This is a genomic window from Clostridium chrysemydis, assembly GCF_015234215.1.
Classification (GTDB): Bacteria; Bacillota; Clostridia; order Clostridiales; family Clostridiaceae; genus Clostridium; species Clostridium chrysemydis.
This window is the reverse complement of the sequence record NZ_JADEKP010000002.1, coordinates 106,590-124,204: the sequence shown is the minus strand read 5'-3', so window position 1 is coordinate 124,204 and position 17,615 is coordinate 106,590. Positions and strand designations below refer to the sequence as shown.

Sequence of the window (17,615 nt, the reverse complement as noted above, 5' to 3'; positions counted from 1 at the left end):
GTATTACTACTAACGCCCTAAAAGGCTTGTACTTTCATATCACTAAGTCTTGTACTTTCATATCACTAAGGCTTCTACACTCAGTTTTATCATAGTTCTATCTCAATTCAGTCTAAATTCAATCAGAATTTAATCATGATTTCGTCAGAGCTTGTACCACCCTCGCCTAAATGCAAAAAAAGAAACTCCTAAAAGGAGTTTCTCTTACATTGATTTATATTAAAATTTAATTTATTTTATGTGGCATGCTATAAAATGACCTTTATCTAATTCTCTTAATTTTGGAGTAACCTTTCGGCACACATCTTCAGCGTATTTGCATCTACTTGCAAACATACAACCTTCTTTAGGATTTATTGGGCTTGTTATTTCACCTTCTAAAACTATCCTATTTTTGTGTTCTAGTTCATCTTCATCCATAACTGGGATTGAAGACATTAAAGCTTGAGTATAAGGGTGAGCTGGATTTTTATAAATCTCATTACTTTCCCCAATTTCCATAAGCTTTCCTAAGTACATAACACCTATCTTATCTGATATGTGTCTTACCATAGATAAATCGTGGGCTATAAAAAGATAAGTTAAATTGTGTTTTCTTTGGAGTTCTATTAATAGGTTAATAACTTGAGCTTGGATTGATACATCTAGTGCTGAAATCGGCTCATCGCACACTATAAACTTTGGTTTAACTGCAAGTGCTCTAGCTATTCCTATTCTTTGTCTTTGTCCCCCTGAAAACTCGTGAGGGAATCTTGAGATATGCTCTTTATTTAAACCAACTGTTTCTAAAAGCTCATATATCTTTTTAACTCTCTTATCCCCACTATACATGTTATGTATATCCATTCCTTCTGCTATTATATCCCCAACTGTCATACGAGGGTCTAAAGAAGCATACGGGTCTTGGAATATCATTTGAACTGTTTTTGAGTATTCACGCTTTTCTTTATTTGATAGTTTTGAAATATCTTTTCCTTCTAAAAGGACTTCTCCGCCTGTAGCTTCGTATAATCCCATTACAGTTCTTCCACAAGTAGTTTTTCCGCAACCTGATTCTCCAACTAATCCTAAAGTTTCACCTTTATTTATTACAAAACTTACATCATCTACAGCTTTTAATGTTTTCCCTTTTCCAACATTAAAATATTTTTTTAAATTCTTTACTTCTAATAAAACTTCTTTATTTAAAACATCTTTATTTTCCATAACCTAAACCTCCTCTAAAGGTGACTTAACTTTAGGCGCATATTCATGCATAAGCCAACAGTCTACTTTGTGAGTATCAGATATTACTGTTTCCTCTGGTCTTTGTTCTTTACAAACCTCCATAGCGTATTCGCATCTTGCTGCAAATGGGCATCCTGTAGGAGGATTTAAAAGATCTGGTGGTGTACCACTTATTGAATAAAGTTCTCCCTTATGCTCTGTGTCTAAAGTAGGCATTGATTTTAAAAGTGCCCAAGTATAAGGGTGTTTAGCATTTTTAAAGATATCTTTTACTGTACCTCTTTCAACTATAACTCCAGCATACATAACTTGAATCTTATCTGCATGTTCAAATACAACTCCTAAATCGTGAGTTATAAGAATTACTGCTGTTCCCATTTGAACCTTTAGTTTATCTATAAGGTCCATAATTTGAGCTTGTATAGTAACGTCTAATGCTGTTGTAGGTTCGTCTGCTATTAAAACCTTTGGTCTACAAGCAAGTGCCATAGCAATCATCATTCTTTGTCTCATACCACCTGAAAATTCGAAAGGATATTGGTTTAATCTCTTCTCGGGGTTTGGTATATTAACTAGTTTAAGTAATCTTATAATTTCTTCTTTGCTCTCTAGTTTATTTAATCCTCTATGGATTTTTAAAACCTCTTCTATTTGTTTTCCGATTTTCATAGTAGGGTTTAGAGAAGTCATAGGGTCTTGAAATATCATCCCTATTTCCTTACCCCTTACTTTTTGAAGTTCTTTATCACTTAGTTTTAATACGTTTGTTCCATTAAAATCTATTTCTGATTCTTCTTTTATATCTGATATATCTTTAGGTAATAACTTCATTATTGATTTAGCTGTAATACTTTTCCCTGAACCAGACTCTCCAACTATAGCCAAAGTTTCTCCTTCTTCTAAATCAAAACTTATACCTCTCACAGCTTTTACTTCCCCTGCATAAGTGTGAAATGATACTTTTAAATTTTTAACTTCTAACAATTTCTTCATATCTTAAACTCCTCCATTTCACTATTTTCTTAATTTAGGGTCAAGTGCATCCCTAAGTCCGTCACCAAAAAGGTTAAATGCAAGCATTGTAAGTGCAATCGCAAGTGCTGGGAATATTACTTGGTATGGATAAAATAACATCATCTGTTGACCTTCTGACGCCATAGCACCCCAACTAGTTTGAGGTGGTTGGATTCCTAATCCTATAAAGCTTAAGAAAGCTTCAGCAAATATATAACTTGGTATATCAAAAGTAATATAAACTATTATTATTCCTAAAGTGTTAGGAAGCATATGTTTAAATATTATTCTCATAGGACTTGCACCTAAAGTTTTAGCAGCCATAACGTATTCTGATTCTTTAAGCTGCATAACTTGACCACGAACCATCCTAGCTATACCAGTCCACCCTGTTAATACTAGCGCTATTAAAAGTGGAACTATACCATTTCCAAGTCTTACAGAAATTAATATAACAACTATTAAGTATGGAATACTATTTAAGATTTCCACAATTCTCATCATGATATTATCAACTTTTCCACCGAAGTATCCACTAATACCACCGTAAATAGTTCCAAAAACACATTCTACTACAGTACCAACAAATGCTATGATAAGTGAAACTCTACCACCAACCCAAAGTCTATCGAAAATATCTCTTCCTAAAGCATCTGTACCAAAGATATGTTCACTTGATGGTCCTTGGTTCATATTATAAATATTTTGAATCTTATAACTATCTCCAGCTATAAGCGGCTGAATTGCACACATTAATACTATTAATACTAATAGTACAAGTGAAAACATAGCAACCTTGTTTTTCTTAAGTCTCATCCAAGCATCTTGCCAATAAGTTAGATTCGGCCTCTCGATTGATTCTGACTTAGATTTATCTATTCCAACTATCTTAAATTTATCTCTATTTAATTCCATAGCCTTTCCCCCTAACCTTCAAGCTTAATACGTGGATCAATAACACTATATAAAATATCTACTATTAATATTGAAAGTATATAAAGCCCTGAGAAGAATACTGTAAGACCCATAATTATGTTGTAGTCTTTAGTATATATCGCATCTATAAGTGCGTTACCAAGCCCTGGTATTGCAAATATCCTTTCAATTACAACAGTTCCTGTTATAATAACAGCAAGTTGTGGTCCTACTATAGTGATTATTGGTAGTATTGCATTTCTTAAAATATGTCTGATTGATATTTTAAAAGATGATAGCCCCTTTGCTTGTGCAGTTAAAATATAATCTTGTCCTACTACATCTAAAACAGATGCCCTCATATATCTTGCGTATGTTGCTATTCCTCCAAAACTTAAAGCTAGATTTGGAAGTATAACAAACCTTATTCTTTCTAAAAACGGAGTGGAACTGTCATACCAACCTGCAATAGGTAAGCCTCCTACTCCTCCTAAAGTCGTTTGAAGAAGGGTTGCTAAAACGAAACTTGGGATAGATACTCCAAGTATCGCTATAAACATTACCACAAAGTCTATCTTGCTTCCCCTCCTATAAGCTGCAATTATTCCTAAAGTTACACCTACTAAAAGTCCAAAACCTACTGATAATAAACCTAATGTAGCTGATGCAGGTAAGTTATCGTGAACTTTATCAACTACTGTAGTTCCTGGAGTTACAAAAGAATCTCCAAAGTCACCTTTAACTAAGTTTTTAAGATATATAACATATCTTTCACTTATAGGTTTATCAAGTCCGTATTTAATCTCCATTTGTTTTGCAACCTCCTCTGGAAGCTTCTTAGCTTGAGCACGCACAGGATTCCCTGGCATGCTACTCATTAAGAAGAATGTTGCAGTTACTACTACAAATAAAGTTATTATCATTAATCCTAATCTTTTTAAAAGATACTTAACCATATTCTTCTCCCCTTACTTTTTAATACTTACCCATCGTAATTGGTATCTTCCACCAAACTTTGTAAACTGTAATCCTTCTACGTAATTCTTTTGGAAAGAATTCATATCTTGATAATAAATTGGTGCCATTGCTGGGTCTTTAACTATCTCTTCTAGTTCGATTTGTTTAGAGATCTCAATTCTTTTCTTTGGATCTCCTTCGTTATCTAACTTTTTAAGAAGATCATTAACTTTTTCGTTGTTGTATCCTCCAGTATTACTTCCGTTACCTTTCATAAATAAATCTAAGAAAGTTAAAGGAGAGTTATAGTCACCTGACCAGCCTGAAAAAGCTAAATCATATTCTCCGTTATTTTCTTTTTGAAGATAATCTGAGAAATCTGCTGTAGGAACTATTTCTACATGAATTCCTAATTTCTTTTCCCAAACATCTTTCATAAATTCAGCTTGAGTTTTAGTTCCCGCTGTACTTCCTTGAAGTAAGTATTTAAAAGTATATTTTGAAGGGTCTTGATCTAAACCTTCTTCTTTTAATCCTTCTATTAATAAATCTTTAGGGTCTTTAAATTTGATTTCTTTTAAAGGCTCTTTTACTTCTTTTCTGTAATCTAAGTCACCTTCAAGTATTCCAGGTGGAACGAATCCATAAGCTGGTATACAAGTTTTTATAATCATATCTGTAAAGCCTTTTCTATCTACTGCTAAAGAAAGTGCTAGTCTTACTTTAGAGTTTGCTAAAGCTTTATTTTCACTTTTTACGTTATATTTTGTAAAGAAGATACTAGGCATAGCAGAATAATCAATCTTCCACTTTCCTTCTTTTTCTCCTTCTTTAAGTTTATTTATGTAATCACCAGTACCGCCTTCTATTACGTCTAGTTGATCATTTGCAAACATTTGATACTTAGTATTAAATTCTTTTATTTCCATTAATCTTATAGTTGGAACTTTAATTTCATTAGCATTCCAATAGTTTGGATTCTGTTGTAATTCAACCTTAGCTCCCTTTTTCCATTCCTTAACAACATAAGGACCACTATAAACTAATTTTTCAGGTTTAGTTCCGTACTCTTCTCCAAACTTTTTAACTATATCCTCTCTTTGAGGAGATAACGCTGAGAAAGCTACTACCTGATCAAAATATGGAACTCTGTGTTCTAATTTAACAACAAGAGTGTTTTTATCTGGTGTGCTTATACCAACATCCTTTGCATTTCCTTTTCCTGTGTAATATTTTTCCGCATTTACTACAGGGAATAAGAAGAATGCATAACTTGCCCCAACATCAGGATTTAATAATCTCATCCATGAATACTTAAAATCCTCTGAAGTTAGAGGTTTTCCGTCACTCCATTTAAGACCATCTCTTAAGTGGAAAGTATATGTTAACCCATCCTTACTTACATCAAAACTCTTAGCTGCCCCTGGATAAGGCTTATCATGGTTGTAAACAAGTAGAGTCTCTTGCGTGTTTTGAATCATATTAAAAGATTCACTATCAGAAGCTTTAACGGAATCTAAAGTTCTAACTGCTCCTGTTGTCATTACTAAACTGTCTTTTTTTGATAAGTCTTGTTTTGAATCACCGCATCCTGTAAATGTTAGAACTGATATAGTTCCAATCAAAAAGAAAGATGCTATTTTTTTAAGTTTCATTTCTTAACTCCCCCTTTTTTATAATTCTATCAAATTTTGGGTAAAAAAATTATTTACATTCTGCAAATTTTCCAGTACAAATCTCCTTCTTTGTTTTTGAGAAAAATACATATGTTTATGAAATGAAAACTTAGACATCGTTCGTGATTTTTTTCATTCATTTTTCTAAAATTTCGGGAAATAAAAAAAAGCTAGTTTTGTGTATTTAACTAGCTTTAGCCTTTATTTTAAATATAATTTATGAAAGAATATTTTTAATTAGTTGCATATGCAACACTTCTCCTTCAAACCTATATTTTACATTTTTTCCACAAAGGCATATTCTCATGTTTTTACTTTTTTTTACTTTTTGATGAACTAATTGTAAACAAATTTTGTTTAGATTTTGAACCCCATAGAGGTATTTTATCTATTTTATTTAAAAATAATTTGTTTAATAAATGTTAATTTTAATTACTTTTTCATTATTAGGTATTTTTTGTTAGTATAATTGTATCTATATGAGGGGGTATTTTATGAAGCAGAATTTATACAGATTTTATAAGATAGTATTCTTATCAATAATCTTACTTTTACTAACTCCAGTAATCTGTAACGCTGAGGATGATAACAAAATCGTAAAAGTAGGTTTTTATGAATATGGTTCTTATTATTATTATGATAAAAATAAGAATCAAACAGGATATTATGATGAACTACTTAAACATATAGCAAAAGAATTAGATATGAATTATGAATATGTAAATGTGCCTATTGATGATGGTTTAAAAGATTTAAAAAACGGTGATATTGATTTATTATTTGGATTAAATAAAACCCCTGAGCGTGAAAAATACTACGCCTTTACTAATCATTATATTGCAAACGAAGATTATGCGGTTTATACAAATAAAGATATAAAATCAAATACTCTACAAAGTTTAAAGGGATTAAAGTTTGGTTATATTCCAGGGGAGGCTAATAATGAGTATCTCCTAAAAATACTAAAAGAAAAGAATATACCAGTGGATTTAGTATATTGTAATTCTTATAAACAAACTGATACGGCTTTAAGAGATAAGAAAGTAGATTTTATAGTATCTACTATATTTAGCGATTTAGAAAAAGAAAAATTTAATAGTTTTTATAAATTCTCTTGTGGCCCTGTTTATATAGCAGCTCCTAAAAAGGATGAAGCTCTAATAGAAAAAATAGATACTGTGCTTTTAAAAAATGAATCCCAAGTTAATTTATATAATAAATATTTTAATAAATATTTTATAAAAACAGTTAGAAAAAATATAGTTATAATTACACTTTTTATATTAGTTCTTATATTTATAAACTATATTTTCCTTAAAAAACTAAAAGCTAAGAGAAAATATAAAAAAAATAGAAAGCAAATATCTGAAGATTTACTTAATAAAAAATATATTGCTTTTTATCAACCAATAATAAATCCTAAAACTAATAAAATAATAGGAATAGAATCTTTACTTAGAAAGATATCAGAAGATAAAATATTAACACCAAACCTTTTTATAAAGGATTTTGAAAAATATAATATGATTTTTGAACTTTCTATTTGGCTAGTTAATAATGCAATCCATAACTATAACATAATTAAAACCTTTAAAAGTTTTGAAGAAAAGAAATTTTATATATCAGTAAACATATCATTTATAGAAATAGAAAACGAAGAATTTGTAAAAAGACTTATAGAAATAAGCAAGGAACATAGATTTATTAAAAATACTATCTGTCTTGAGATTATAGAGAAATTCAAAACTACAGATATAGAAAAGATACAAGAATCTATATTAAAATTAAAAGAAGCTGGTTATATAATAGCTTTAGATGATTTTGGAGTAGATTATTCAAACCTTAATCTTTTAACTTCAATAGATTCTAATATAGTAAAACTTGATAAATATTTTATGGATGATATAACAGAATCTATTTTAAAGCAAAAGATTTTAAACTTTATTTGTGATGTATCTGAGATTTCAAAGAAGTCTATAGTCTGTGAAGGTATTGAAGACTTAAAGCAAAAAACTTTTATTAAAAATATAGATTATAAAAAAATATTTATCCAAGGTTATTATTACTCAAAGCCTTTGCCTTTAGAATCTCTAGCTATGTTTGAGGTAGATTCTAAAAAATAAAAATTAAAGCTGTCACTTAAATTTAAGTGGCAGCTTTTTATTATTTAAGAACTTTTTCGTATTCTTTGTTTTCTATATACTCTAAAAGTTTATCTCTTAATCCTTCTTTTTTAAGACCGAATTCTATAGTAGCTTCCATAAATCCCATCTTATCTCCAACATCGTATCTTCTACCTTCGAAGTTATAAGCGTACATAGCTTCTTGAGATATTAAAGTTTGAAGCGCGTCTGTAAGTTGGATTTCTCCACCTTTTCCAGGTGCAGTATTTTCTAATATTTCAAATATCTTTGGAGTTATTATATATCTTCCTAAGATAGCTACGTTACTTGGAGATTCTTCAACAGCAGGTTTTTCAACTAAACCTTTTACTTTGTAAACTCTGTCTTCTATGTGAATTCCATCAACTATTCCGTATTTAGATACTTGATCTTCAGGAACAGTTTGAACTCCTAAAACTGAAGTTTTGTATTCATCATAGCAGTCCATAAGTTGTCTTAAACAAGGTTTTTCTGAATCTACTATATCGTCTCCTAAAAGAACTGCAAATGGCTCGTTTCCAACGAAAGTCTTTGCACAATGGATAGCGTGACCTAAACCTTTAGGTTGTTTTTGTCTTATGTAGTGAATATCGACCATATCTGATATATCTCTAACTATTTCTAAAAGTTCAGTTTTACCTGACTTTTCAAGTTCCATCTCTAATTCGATAGATTTATCGAAGTGGTCCTCTATACATTTTTTGTTTCTTCCTGTAATTATAAGAATTTCTTCAATTCCTGATGCGATAGCTTCTTCAATAATGTATTGGATAGTTGGTTTGTCAACTATAGGAAGCATTTCTTTAGGCTGTGCTTTTGTTGCAGGAAGGAATCTAGTTCCAAGTCCAGCTGCTGGTATTATCGCCTTTTTAACTTTCATTTCTATACCCCCTGTGTATTTTAATTAGGTAATAAGTATTATACCATATTTCATATAAAATTACTCATAACTCCATATTTTTTATATAACGTTTACTTAGATTCAACAATAACTTTTATTTTATCTATTTGAAATTTAAACCCCCTTTATATTATTAATTTAATATTTTTTATAAATAAAAGGTATTAATTGTTGATTTGTGTAAAATTGAATGGTATTATTACTGATATATTAAAAATGATTGAAATTTATTTAAAAATTTATAATACAATCGATACGACAGAATTTGAAAGAAGGTTTTAAAAATGAAAAAAAGTACTAAAGATTTTCTAGTAGTTGGCTTTGCACTTTTTGCAATGTTCTTCGGCGCTGGTAACTTAATATTCCCTCCCTACCTTGGTAATTTAGTAGGAGATCAATATTTAATAGCTATGGTAGGATTTATCCTAACTGGTGTAGGTTTACCTCTACTTGCAATAATCGCTTGTACTAAAGGTGATGGAACTTTTGAAACTATGGCTTCAAAAATCGGACCAAAGTTTGCAATTATCTTTGCAACTTTACTTTTTATAGCTATAGGCCCTATGCTTGGGATTCCAAGAACAGCAGCTACAACTTACGAACTTACTATAAGTCCACTTTTCCCAAACGTAGCTCCTTTAACTTGGATGATTATATATTTTGCTATAAATCTAGTTTTTGTATTTAGTAAATCAGGAATTATAGACGCTATAGGTAAATACCTTACTCCAGCATTATTTGTAATACTAGCTTTCCTTATTATAAGAGGAATAATCAACCCTACTGCAGCTATAGTTTCTACTGATGCAACTAGCGTTTTCTCAACATCATTCCTTGAAGGATACCAAACTATGGACGCACTTGCAGCATTACTTTTTGCAGCTATAGTTAGCGGAAATATTATAAACAAAGGCTACGGAAAAGAAAAGATGTTCCCTATGACTATAAAAGCAAGCTTAGTTGCAGCTATAGGACTAGCTTTTGTATACGGTGGTTTAACTTATATAGGAGCACAATCAGCAGGTGCTATAGGACACGACATCTCAAAAACTGCATTATTACTTCTTATATCAAAGAACCTTTTAGGGACTTTCGGCCCTACGCTAATCGGAATAGCAATGGGACTAGCTTGTCTTACTACTTCTGTTGGACTTTTAACAGCAGGAGCTGCATTCTTTGAAGAAGTTAGTAAAGGAAAACTTCCATACAAAATTAACGCTGTAGTTATAGCAATCATAAGCGTATTTATAGGAAGACTTGGAGTAGATAACATAATAGGGATTTCAGGCCCTATACTAAACGTACTTTACCCTGTAGCTATAACTTTAATACTAACTACTCTTTTAGATAAAGTATTAACTAACGTAAAAGCTATAAGACTTGGGGTATATACTTCTTTAGTGTTTGGAATACTTGGAATTATCCCTAGCATAAATTTAAGTTTTATTCCTTTAGCAAGTGTTGGATTCGCTTGGCTTATCCCAACTGTCATTGCTATAATAATAGGAAACGTAATTTTTAAAGATTAAATAAAACCCCATTAAGTATTTATAATAATACTTAATGGGGTTATTTTTTACTTATCCCTGAAAAATAATTAACAATAGCAAACCCAGCACCGTTTCCACCTGTTACAAATACCTCTCCACACCTGAGCCAAGCATGTGCTTTTAGTTCATTTTCTTCCTTTGTGACACCTAAATAAATTGTAGAGTCAATATTTTGATTATTTAAAAGCTTTTTTGCTGTGATTGCTTGAACCATACAATTTGTTACCCAAGGTGTATTATTACTCACTCTCAAAACAGCTTTTGATATTGTATTTATTACAATATACTTTTCTTCTTCTACAATTCTCGTACTCTCTTTATTTAAATTTCCTAATTCTGTAACTACAGTTTTAAATTCTTTCTTTAAAACTTTTCTCCTATTAATAAAAGTCATAAAAATTATTTTTATATATAGCTTCCACTTACTCGGTCCAAGTAAAGTAAACTTTTTAACTAATCTAACAAACCGTAATAAGTTCATTTTCCTCTAACCTATCTAAAAAATATTGAACCTCAGATTTACATATATCTAACTCAACATTATACTCTTCTACAAGCAGTTCTACTATTTCATCTTGTGTCTTTTTATCTTTAATTATCTCCCAAATCCTGCTTCCAACCTCATTAAGCCCAAAATACATTCCTAAATTAAGGTTCATCATTACCTTTTCTCCATTTAAATCTGAACTGTCTATATCTTTATTTTGAATATATAACATTTTATATACCTCCTTAAATAAATATAAAATCTATTCTAAAAAATTTTACTTTTTATAAGTTCTATTTGCTTATTTACAGTAAATATACCCTTAGGTCTTCTTAATCTATATACTTTTATTTTCTCAGCTATCTTCAAACATTCTTTAAAATAATTGCTATTAAACATCTCCTCAGTAAATAATCGTACCCTATATATATTCCTTATCAAAACATGTAATTTTTCTAGACCCTTAACTTCATAAATTGCAACTTCTTTTTTATCTGATAACTCTAATTCTATCAGAGTATCGAACTTTATCTCATTAAAATAAAAATCTTCCCTGAACTGTAATGCATACTTTTCTCTTTCTTCATCAATTTTTTCATAATTTTCTATATCATAAGAAAATTTTTTCATAGCGTCCTTACATAATTTCTGTTGTGGAAATGAAGGTTTTATAGATCCATTTTCTGCAACGCAAACATCATCACTTAAAAATTTATATCCCATTTCTCTAAATCTATTAAGTAATGTTGATTTTCCAGCACCACACTCTCCTGAAATTATAACTCCCTTTCCATCTAAATTAATTCCACCACCATGTATTGCAATAGTTCCCCTTTGTTTAAGCAATATACCAAAACAAGTTCCAAGTATTATCGCATTTAAATTAACTTTATTTATATTGTCAAACTCATCAATTACTATTTCTTCTCCCTTTGATACTCTAAATCTTCCTGCGTTATTATTAATAAATCTCGCTTCTTCTTTATTAATAATTATCCAAACAGGTTTAGCTAAATCATCACCAAAAACGTGACCCCTTTTGATAACCACATCATAATAATCACATCTATTAATTTCTATTAACTGTTTAATTTTAATTTCTGATTTTATATTAAGCCCATATAATTTATAAAAAAATTCCATTCCTATTCTCCAAACTTTATAAAATTATATTAGAGGACTATTTAAGCCCTCTAATGAATTGTTTACTTATAAATAATTATACTCAGTTAATTTAAGATGCGTGATTTCCATCTCCGACCCAAACTAATCCATCTCCCTCTTTCGTGCCACACCTATCACATACAAATTTACCATCTATACCTTCTGATGCTGTAGTTTCTTTTGGGACACAATTATAACAATCCCAAGCTGTAGGATGATGTCTTGGTGCTAAAGTTTCTTTAGCACTTAACTCACTTATTTCTGGCTTTGTCCATTTCTTTTTCATATAATTCTAACTCCTATAAATTGATTACTGTAATATATATATTTAAAATGATTGATTTTATAACTCTAATTTTGTAAATAACTTATTTTTTTTATTAGCATTTTTTAATGTTTTTATTAAAAATTCTTTTTTATATTTTAATGAGTTCTTATTAATAATTGATCCTAAAATCAACCTATGAATCCACGCTAAAGGAATTAAAATTTTGCTTTTTGAAGCGTACTTATACTTTTCTCCCATTTCTTCAACTTTAGGAAATATAAAACTAATTATATTTCTATTTAAAGACTCACCTTTTCTATAAGCTAAATATACTTCTATTTTTCTGTTTTTTTGTGAATTAAATTCCATTCCTTTTTTAAATATTTCTTCCATATAATTTTCTAAAAGGGCAGTATCAAAAAATCTATCATCTATTTTTAATGGAAGTTTATAATCTAAATACTTATTACACACAGCTAATGTTACTTTACTAAACTTATCTAACCCAGCTCTTTTTAGTTCAAATTCCAAAACACTCCAATTTATCACTTCGCTATGTTCCTCTAAAATTAAGACCAAATCTAATAATTGCCTTAATCCAATTCCTCCATAAACCATATGCACTGCTTTATGTATAAATAAATGTAAAATACTATGTTCTACTGATAATGCATAGCATTTTTCACCATTTATATATTCTATAATTTTTTTATCCCAAACCTCATCCTGAAATTCTGTATTTCCCCTAAAGAAATTTTCATTAACTAATTTAAAATGAAGTTCTATTGCACATTCACTATTTTTTCTAAAAACATAATGTATATCATTTTCTTTTATATCCTCTTTATAATTAAACGATTTTAATATTTCTTTACTCTTTTCTATATCATTTTCTTTAACTAATATATCAAAATCATTCATAGTTCTAAGATCAGGATTTCTATATAGTTTCCTTATAACAATACCTTTTAAAACTATTACTTCTATATTAAAATCATTAAATATTTTTAATATTCTAGATAATTCATTAAACTTTTCTGAATTTGTTATTGCAGTATTCATAGCTTTCAATTTTAATAATTTATGCCTATCACTATTTTCTAAAATCCACGATTCACTATACTTAATAGTTTTATAAACTGTATCCATAAGTTTTTGATTTTCAAGAACCCTTATTACTTTATCTATTAGTAAGTCATCTGATATATTATAATTTTTTTTTATTTTAAAGCATTTTATAATATTTAAAACCTCATACTCTTCTCTTTTCATATTTCCCCCTTAAAAGTAAAATATATAGACTTAATCATAAATTAATAATATTTATTAATTTTAAGTAATATTACTTAAAATTTATTATAAATATAATATTAATGTCTTTAATAAGGAGTGTTTATGGAATCTATAAAAAAATTGATTTGGATAATAAAAAATGGTAAACCTATATTTTTATTTTTAATAGTTTCAACATTAATAAGTTCACTACTTTCATTAGTTGGAGTATATAATGCATTTGTCTCAAAATCATTAATAGACTCTGCAATAACTTTTAACTTAAACTCTGTATATAAATGGCTTTTTATTATGGGGAGTATTATGTTTTCAAAAATTATAATTAACTCAATTCTTACATTAATGCGTACTCATGTAACAATAAAGTTCAATCAGAATATACAAAAAAAATTATATAAGCATATAATTTTTAGCAAATTCAAAGATCAATCAAAAATAAATAGTATGAATTTAGTTACTCGAATACAAAATGATGTAAACACTATTTCTTCTATGCTATTAGATACAATTCCTAGCATAATATCATTAATTGTTACCTTTATAGCATCTCTTAGTGCACTATTATATTTAGCACCCTCAATTGCTTTAATTGCTATATTTATTGGTCCACTTTTGATTTTCATAGGCAAAATATTTGGATTAAAGCTTAAGAAATTATATAAATATATTCAAGAAAATGATGTTAAATATAAAAGTTTCCTTCAAGAAACAATATGTAATTCACCAATCATAAAATCATTTTGTTTAGAAAACTATTCTCTAAATAAGATAGATGAAATTCAAAATGAAAAATATAATTTATCAATGAAAAATACTAAGATCAGATTATCTTCTGGATTAATAATGAGTTTTTCAACATCAATAGCATATTTTTCAATATTTTGCTTTAGTGCTATAAATATAGCACAAGGACTTTCTACCTATGGTACAATGACTGCAATGCTTCAACTTTATAACAACGTAAAAAGTCCATTTCAATCACTTGCAAGTATGTTCCCTGGGTTTATTGCTTCAATTGCTGCTTCTGAAAGGTTAATGGAAATAGAGGAAATGAGATTAGAAGATTTAGATTCATTCAACTTAATAGATAATAAAGCATCTCATTTTATTTCAACATCACCTTCAATCTGTTTTAAAGATGTTTGTTTTTCTTATAATAATAAAAATAATATATTAGACAAAATAAATATTAAAATTGAATCTGGTGAGATAGTTGCACTAATAGGCCCTTCAGGTGAAGGTAAAACTACTATAACAAAACTCTTACTATCATTAATTGATAAAACATCTGGGGATATTTCCTTTATTAATGATAGTTTTTCTGAAAATTTATCTCCAAATCATAGAGAGATGATATCATATGTTCCTCAAGGTAATACATTATTTACAGGAACTATAAAAAGTAATATCTTGCTTGGAAATCCTAATGCTTCAATTAAAGATATTATTTCTACAACAAAACAAGCTGAAGCTTATAGTTTTATCACAAATTTAAAAGATGGTTTTGATACAAAAATAGGAGAAAAGGGCCAGGGAATATCAGAAGGACAAGCACAAAGAATAAGTATAGCAAGAGCATTTCTTAAGAAGAAACCTATACTAATACTTGATGAAGCTACCTCTTCTTTAGATGAAGAGACAGAACTTAAGATAATAAACTCAGTAAAAGAGCTTTCACACAAACCTACTTGTATAATCATAACTCATAGGCCTTATGCTCTTTCAATATGTGATAGAATATTAAAATTAGAAAATGGGAAAATTAATGATATAACTTATAAAAAGAGGTTATCTTAATAATTGATAACCTCTTTAACTTGATTCAAATTTATTTAATTAGATTTTAAAATTAAACATATTTATTAAACTAACTTCTAATAATTTTAATTATAATTTAAAAGACTCAAAGCCCCCTTAAATACACTAAAAAAGCTATCATAACAACACATAATAAATAAGTGCTAAATCATTCATATACTCTTACCTCTATATTTAATTGACCATAACGCTAAAAATAAATAATAACACAATTTACCTCTCTCTTTTCTGATATTTTTCATTATTATTTTTAAATGAATAGGCATTAAACTTGCATTTTTAGCACTATCTATAACTTCTTTATTTTTTAAAACATTTAAAATAATTTCTTTTTTATCAGCTTTTAAGTTACTAAAACTCCCTACTATATAAGATGTTACCTCATACATAAATCTTTTATCTAATTCTTTTTCATTTAAAAATTTATTAGGGACTATTTCTTTTATTTCTCTTCTTCCCTTTAAAATCAATTCAAATTGCTCTTTTCTGTATTTAAACATTAAGCTTTCTTTATTTTGATGAACATAATTATATAAACAATCACTTATAGCGCTACATTTCTCAGCTTTTGTAAAAGCTATCATATTAAAGATCCAATCCTCTCCATGTTCTCTACTTTCGTCAATTTTAAGATTATTTTTTAATATGAAATCTCTTTTATAAATTTTATTACATAAACTATAAAAACCTCTATTCTCATTATTTGAAAATGTACTTATTATGTTTTTTTCTATTTCTTCTTTATCAAAAATTATATCATTTCCTAACTTATGATCTATCTTAAATTCTCTATCTTCTTCTAAAAAAACTTCTTTATAATTACAAATAGTAATATCGCTGTCGCTTTTTTTTGCTCTATTATATAATCTTAAATACATATTTTTATCTATAAAGTCATCAGCATCAACAAAACCAATATATTCACCTCTAGACATATTAATACCAATATTTCTTGAGTTACTAGGTCCTGTATTCTCTTTATATACAACCTTTATTCTGTTATCTAATTTTGCATACTTACTAATAATGTCTTTTGTATTATCACTTGACCCATCATCTATTAATATAATTTCAATATCTTCTATGCTTTGTCCTATAATCGAATCTATACACCTACCTATATATTTTTCTCCGTTATAAATAGGCACTATAATACTTACAGCTTTCCCCACACCAATCTCCCTTTTAACTATTAATTATTTACTCTATTCTTCTTAATTTTCTATATATATTTTCTGAAAAATGGTATAATTTCATATTTGTATTTATTAGTGCCGCTCTAACTTTAAACTTCTTACTTACAGCAGACTTATATATAATATTTTTTTCTTCTTTAGTTATTTCTTTAAACTTATACTTATTTATTTGGTTTATCATAGTGCTACTTATAAGATCACATAATAGAGTTTTTAATTCATTATTTTTAATATTAGTTGATAACTTATATGTGCTAACTCCCGTACTTAACATATCTCTACCCTTTTTTTCTATATAGGTAGTTATAATTGAATTTTCTCTTTGTCTATAGCTATAAAAATCCTTTTTATATATAGAGATATTTTTAGCTTTTAATAAAGCCCTAGGCGTAAATTCTTCATCTTCGTGATATATACCTTCCTTAAAATAAAGTTTATTTTTAATTAGAAAATTTCTATTATACATATAAAAAGTTGCTGGAGCATATAAAATAGATTTTTTTAAACACCTTAATAAATACTCTTCTGAAGCTAATGTTACTTCATTACTTACAAGCTTATTTAAATTATTTATAGACTTTTTCCTATCTTTTGAATAATAGGAAATAGCACCACCAAAGAGTAAATCAGACTTTTCCTTTTCTATAATATTTAACATTTCAAAAAGTACATTATCATTAGATAAAAAATCATCACTATCTAAAAATAAAATATAATCACCTTTAGATGCTGTAATCCCTAAATTCCTACTTGCACTCAACCCCCTATTTTCTCTATGAAAAGTCTTAATCCTAGTATCTTTTTCACTATAATAATCGCATATTTCACCGCTCTTATCTTTAGACCCATCGTCAATTAATATTACCTCTATATTTTCGTAAGTTTGTCCTATTATTGACTCTATGCATTCTTTTAAATATTTTTCTACCATATATACTGGTACAACTATACTAATTAATGCTTTTATAACACTCACCCCAAACTATA

General features: G+C 28.4%; 16 protein-coding genes. 3 read left to right on the top strand and 13 right to left on the bottom strand.

Translation table 11 applies throughout. The features are described from left to right. Positions 1-231 precede the first annotated feature (231 nt). From INR60_RS08505 to INR60_RS08485, 5 genes are read right to left on the bottom strand one after another with little or no spacing between them, the layout of a single operon-like run. Entirely contained in the window at positions 232-1,206 is a 975-nt protein-coding gene (locus INR60_RS08505) for an ABC transporter ATP-binding protein (RefSeq protein WP_194191090.1), read from the bottom strand. Positions 1,207-1,209: 3 nt separating this feature from the next. Next, on the bottom strand, positions 1,210-2,220 hold the full coding sequence (locus INR60_RS08500) for an ABC transporter ATP-binding protein (protein ID WP_194191089.1): 1,011 nt from the start codon (positions 2,218-2,220) through the stop codon (positions 1,210-1,212). A gap of 21 nt (positions 2,221-2,241) precedes the next feature. Continuing rightward, positions 2,242-3,156, bottom strand: a complete 915-nt coding sequence (locus tag INR60_RS08495; protein ID WP_194191088.1) for an ABC transporter permease — start codon at positions 3,154-3,156, stop codon at positions 2,242-2,244. Positions 3,157-3,167: 11 nt separating this feature from the next. Then, positions 3,168-4,112 (bottom strand): ABC transporter permease, encoded by a 945-nt coding sequence (locus INR60_RS08490; RefSeq protein WP_194191087.1) that lies wholly within the window; start codon positions 4,110-4,112, stop codon positions 3,168-3,170. A gap of 12 nt (positions 4,113-4,124) precedes the next feature. Next, positions 4,125-5,768 (bottom strand): peptide ABC transporter substrate-binding protein, encoded by a 1,644-nt coding sequence (locus INR60_RS08485; RefSeq protein WP_194191086.1) that lies wholly within the window; start codon positions 5,766-5,768, stop codon positions 4,125-4,127. A gap of 515 nt (positions 5,769-6,283) precedes the next feature. On the opposite strand from INR60_RS08485, the gene INR60_RS08480 reads away from it, so the two are divergent. Next, positions 6,284-7,912 (top strand): EAL domain-containing protein, encoded by a 1,629-nt coding sequence (locus tag INR60_RS08480; protein WP_194191085.1) that lies wholly within the window; start codon positions 6,284-6,286, stop codon positions 7,910-7,912. 40 nt (positions 7,913-7,952) lie between these two features. On the opposite strand, the gene galU is transcribed toward INR60_RS08480, so the two are convergent. Further along, positions 7,953-8,831, bottom strand: a complete 879-nt coding sequence (gene galU, locus INR60_RS08475; protein ID WP_194191084.1) for a UTP--glucose-1-phosphate uridylyltransferase GalU — start codon at positions 8,829-8,831, stop codon at positions 7,953-7,955. 305 nt (positions 8,832-9,136) lie between these two features. Between galU and brnQ the strand changes: the two genes are divergently transcribed. Further along, complete coding sequence (gene brnQ, locus INR60_RS08470) at positions 9,137-10,381, top strand: branched-chain amino acid transport system II carrier protein (protein WP_194191083.1); 1,245 nt, start codon at positions 9,137-9,139, stop codon at positions 10,379-10,381. A 40-nt stretch (positions 10,382-10,421) separates the two neighbouring features. Here brnQ and INR60_RS08465 read toward each other — a convergent pair whose 3' ends face one another. The 5 genes from INR60_RS08465 to INR60_RS08445 all read right to left on the bottom strand — a co-directional run bounded on the left by INR60_RS08465 (position 10,422) and on the right by INR60_RS08445 (position 13,593). Next, positions 10,422-10,883, bottom strand: coding sequence for a lasso peptide biosynthesis B2 protein (locus tag INR60_RS08465; RefSeq protein WP_238480423.1), 462 nt, complete (start codon positions 10,881-10,883; stop codon positions 10,422-10,424). Next, positions 10,861-11,121 (bottom strand): lasso peptide biosynthesis PqqD family chaperone, encoded by a 261-nt coding sequence (locus INR60_RS08460; protein ID WP_194191082.1) that lies wholly within the window; start codon positions 11,119-11,121, stop codon positions 10,861-10,863. The genes INR60_RS08465 and INR60_RS08460 overlap by 23 nt, the downstream gene beginning before the upstream one ends. A 35-nt stretch (positions 11,122-11,156) precedes the next feature. Then, positions 11,157-12,032 (bottom strand): phosphoenolpyruvate carboxykinase (ATP), encoded by an 876-nt coding sequence (locus INR60_RS08455; protein ID WP_194191081.1) that lies wholly within the window; start codon positions 12,030-12,032, stop codon positions 11,157-11,159. Between the two features lie 91 nt (positions 12,033-12,123). Next, the gene (locus tag INR60_RS08450; protein ID WP_194191080.1) at positions 12,124-12,339 is read right to left on the bottom strand and encodes a hypothetical protein; all 216 of its coding nucleotides are present in this window, start codon (positions 12,337-12,339) and stop codon (positions 12,124-12,126) included. A gap of 57 nt (positions 12,340-12,396) precedes the next feature. Continuing rightward, positions 12,397-13,593, bottom strand: coding sequence for a nucleotidyltransferase domain-containing protein (locus tag INR60_RS08445; protein ID WP_194191079.1), 1,197 nt, complete (start codon positions 13,591-13,593; stop codon positions 12,397-12,399). Positions 13,594-13,716: 123 nt separating this feature from the next. Here INR60_RS08445 and INR60_RS08440 point away from each other — a divergent pair, with 123 nt between their 5' ends. Then, positions 13,717-15,411: an ABC transporter ATP-binding protein gene (locus tag INR60_RS08440; RefSeq protein WP_194191078.1), complete on the top strand. Its 1,695-nt coding sequence runs from the start codon at positions 13,717-13,719 to the stop codon at positions 15,409-15,411. A 173-nt stretch (positions 15,412-15,584) separates the two neighbouring features. Here INR60_RS08440 and INR60_RS08435 read toward each other — a convergent pair whose 3' ends face one another. Beyond that, positions 15,585-16,604 (bottom strand): glycosyltransferase, encoded by a 1,020-nt coding sequence (locus INR60_RS08435; RefSeq protein ID WP_194191077.1) that lies wholly within the window; start codon positions 16,602-16,604, stop codon positions 15,585-15,587. A gap of 28 nt (positions 16,605-16,632) precedes the next feature. Then, entirely contained in the window at positions 16,633-17,604 is a 972-nt protein-coding gene (locus tag INR60_RS08430) for a glycosyltransferase (protein ID WP_194191076.1), read from the bottom strand. Positions 17,605-17,615: the final 11 nt, after the last annotated feature.

Excerpts from the sequence above, each read along its gene's own strand:
- INR60_RS08500 (WP_194191089.1), bottom strand. The coding sequence starts at position 2,220 with ATGAAGAAATTGTTAGAAGTTAAAAATTTAAAAGTATCATTTCACACT.
- INR60_RS08505 (WP_194191090.1), bottom strand. The coding sequence starts at position 1,206 with ATGGAAAATAAAGATGTTTTAAATAAAGAAGTTTTATTAGAAGTAAAG.
- brnQ (WP_194191083.1), top strand. The coding sequence starts at position 9,137 with ATGAAAAAAAGTACTAAAGATTTTCTAGTAGTTGGCTTTGCACTTTTT.
- INR60_RS08490 (WP_194191087.1), bottom strand. The coding sequence starts at position 4,112 with ATGGTTAAGTATCTTTTAAAAAGATTAGGATTAATGATAATAACTTTA.
- galU (WP_194191084.1), bottom strand. The coding sequence starts at position 8,831 with ATGAAAGTTAAAAAGGCGATAATACCAGCAGCTGGACTTGGAACTAGA.
- INR60_RS08445 (WP_194191079.1), bottom strand. The coding sequence starts at position 13,593 with ATGAAAAGAGAAGAGTATGAGGTTTTAAATATTATAAAATGCTTTAAA.
- INR60_RS08450 (WP_194191080.1), bottom strand. The coding sequence starts at position 12,339 with ATGAAAAAGAAATGGACAAAGCCAGAAATAAGTGAGTTAAGTGCTAAA.
- INR60_RS08460 (WP_194191082.1), bottom strand. The coding sequence starts at position 11,121 with ATGTTATATATTCAAAATAAAGATATAGACAGTTCAGATTTAAATGGA.
- INR60_RS08480 (WP_194191085.1), top strand. The coding sequence starts at position 6,284 with ATGAAGCAGAATTTATACAGATTTTATAAGATAGTATTCTTATCAATA.
- INR60_RS08455 (WP_194191081.1), bottom strand. The coding sequence starts at position 12,032 with ATGGAATTTTTTTATAAATTATATGGGCTTAATATAAAATCAGAAATT.
- INR60_RS08485 (WP_194191086.1), bottom strand. The coding sequence starts at position 5,768 with ATGAAACTTAAAAAAATAGCATCTTTCTTTTTGATTGGAACTATATCA.
- INR60_RS08440 (WP_194191078.1), top strand. The coding sequence starts at position 13,717 with ATGGAATCTATAAAAAAATTGATTTGGATAATAAAAAATGGTAAACCT.
- INR60_RS08465 (WP_238480423.1), bottom strand. The coding sequence starts at position 10,883 with ATGAACTTATTACGGTTTGTTAGATTAGTTAAAAAGTTTACTTTACTT.
- INR60_RS08495 (WP_194191088.1), bottom strand. The coding sequence starts at position 3,156 with ATGGAATTAAATAGAGATAAATTTAAGATAGTTGGAATAGATAAATCT.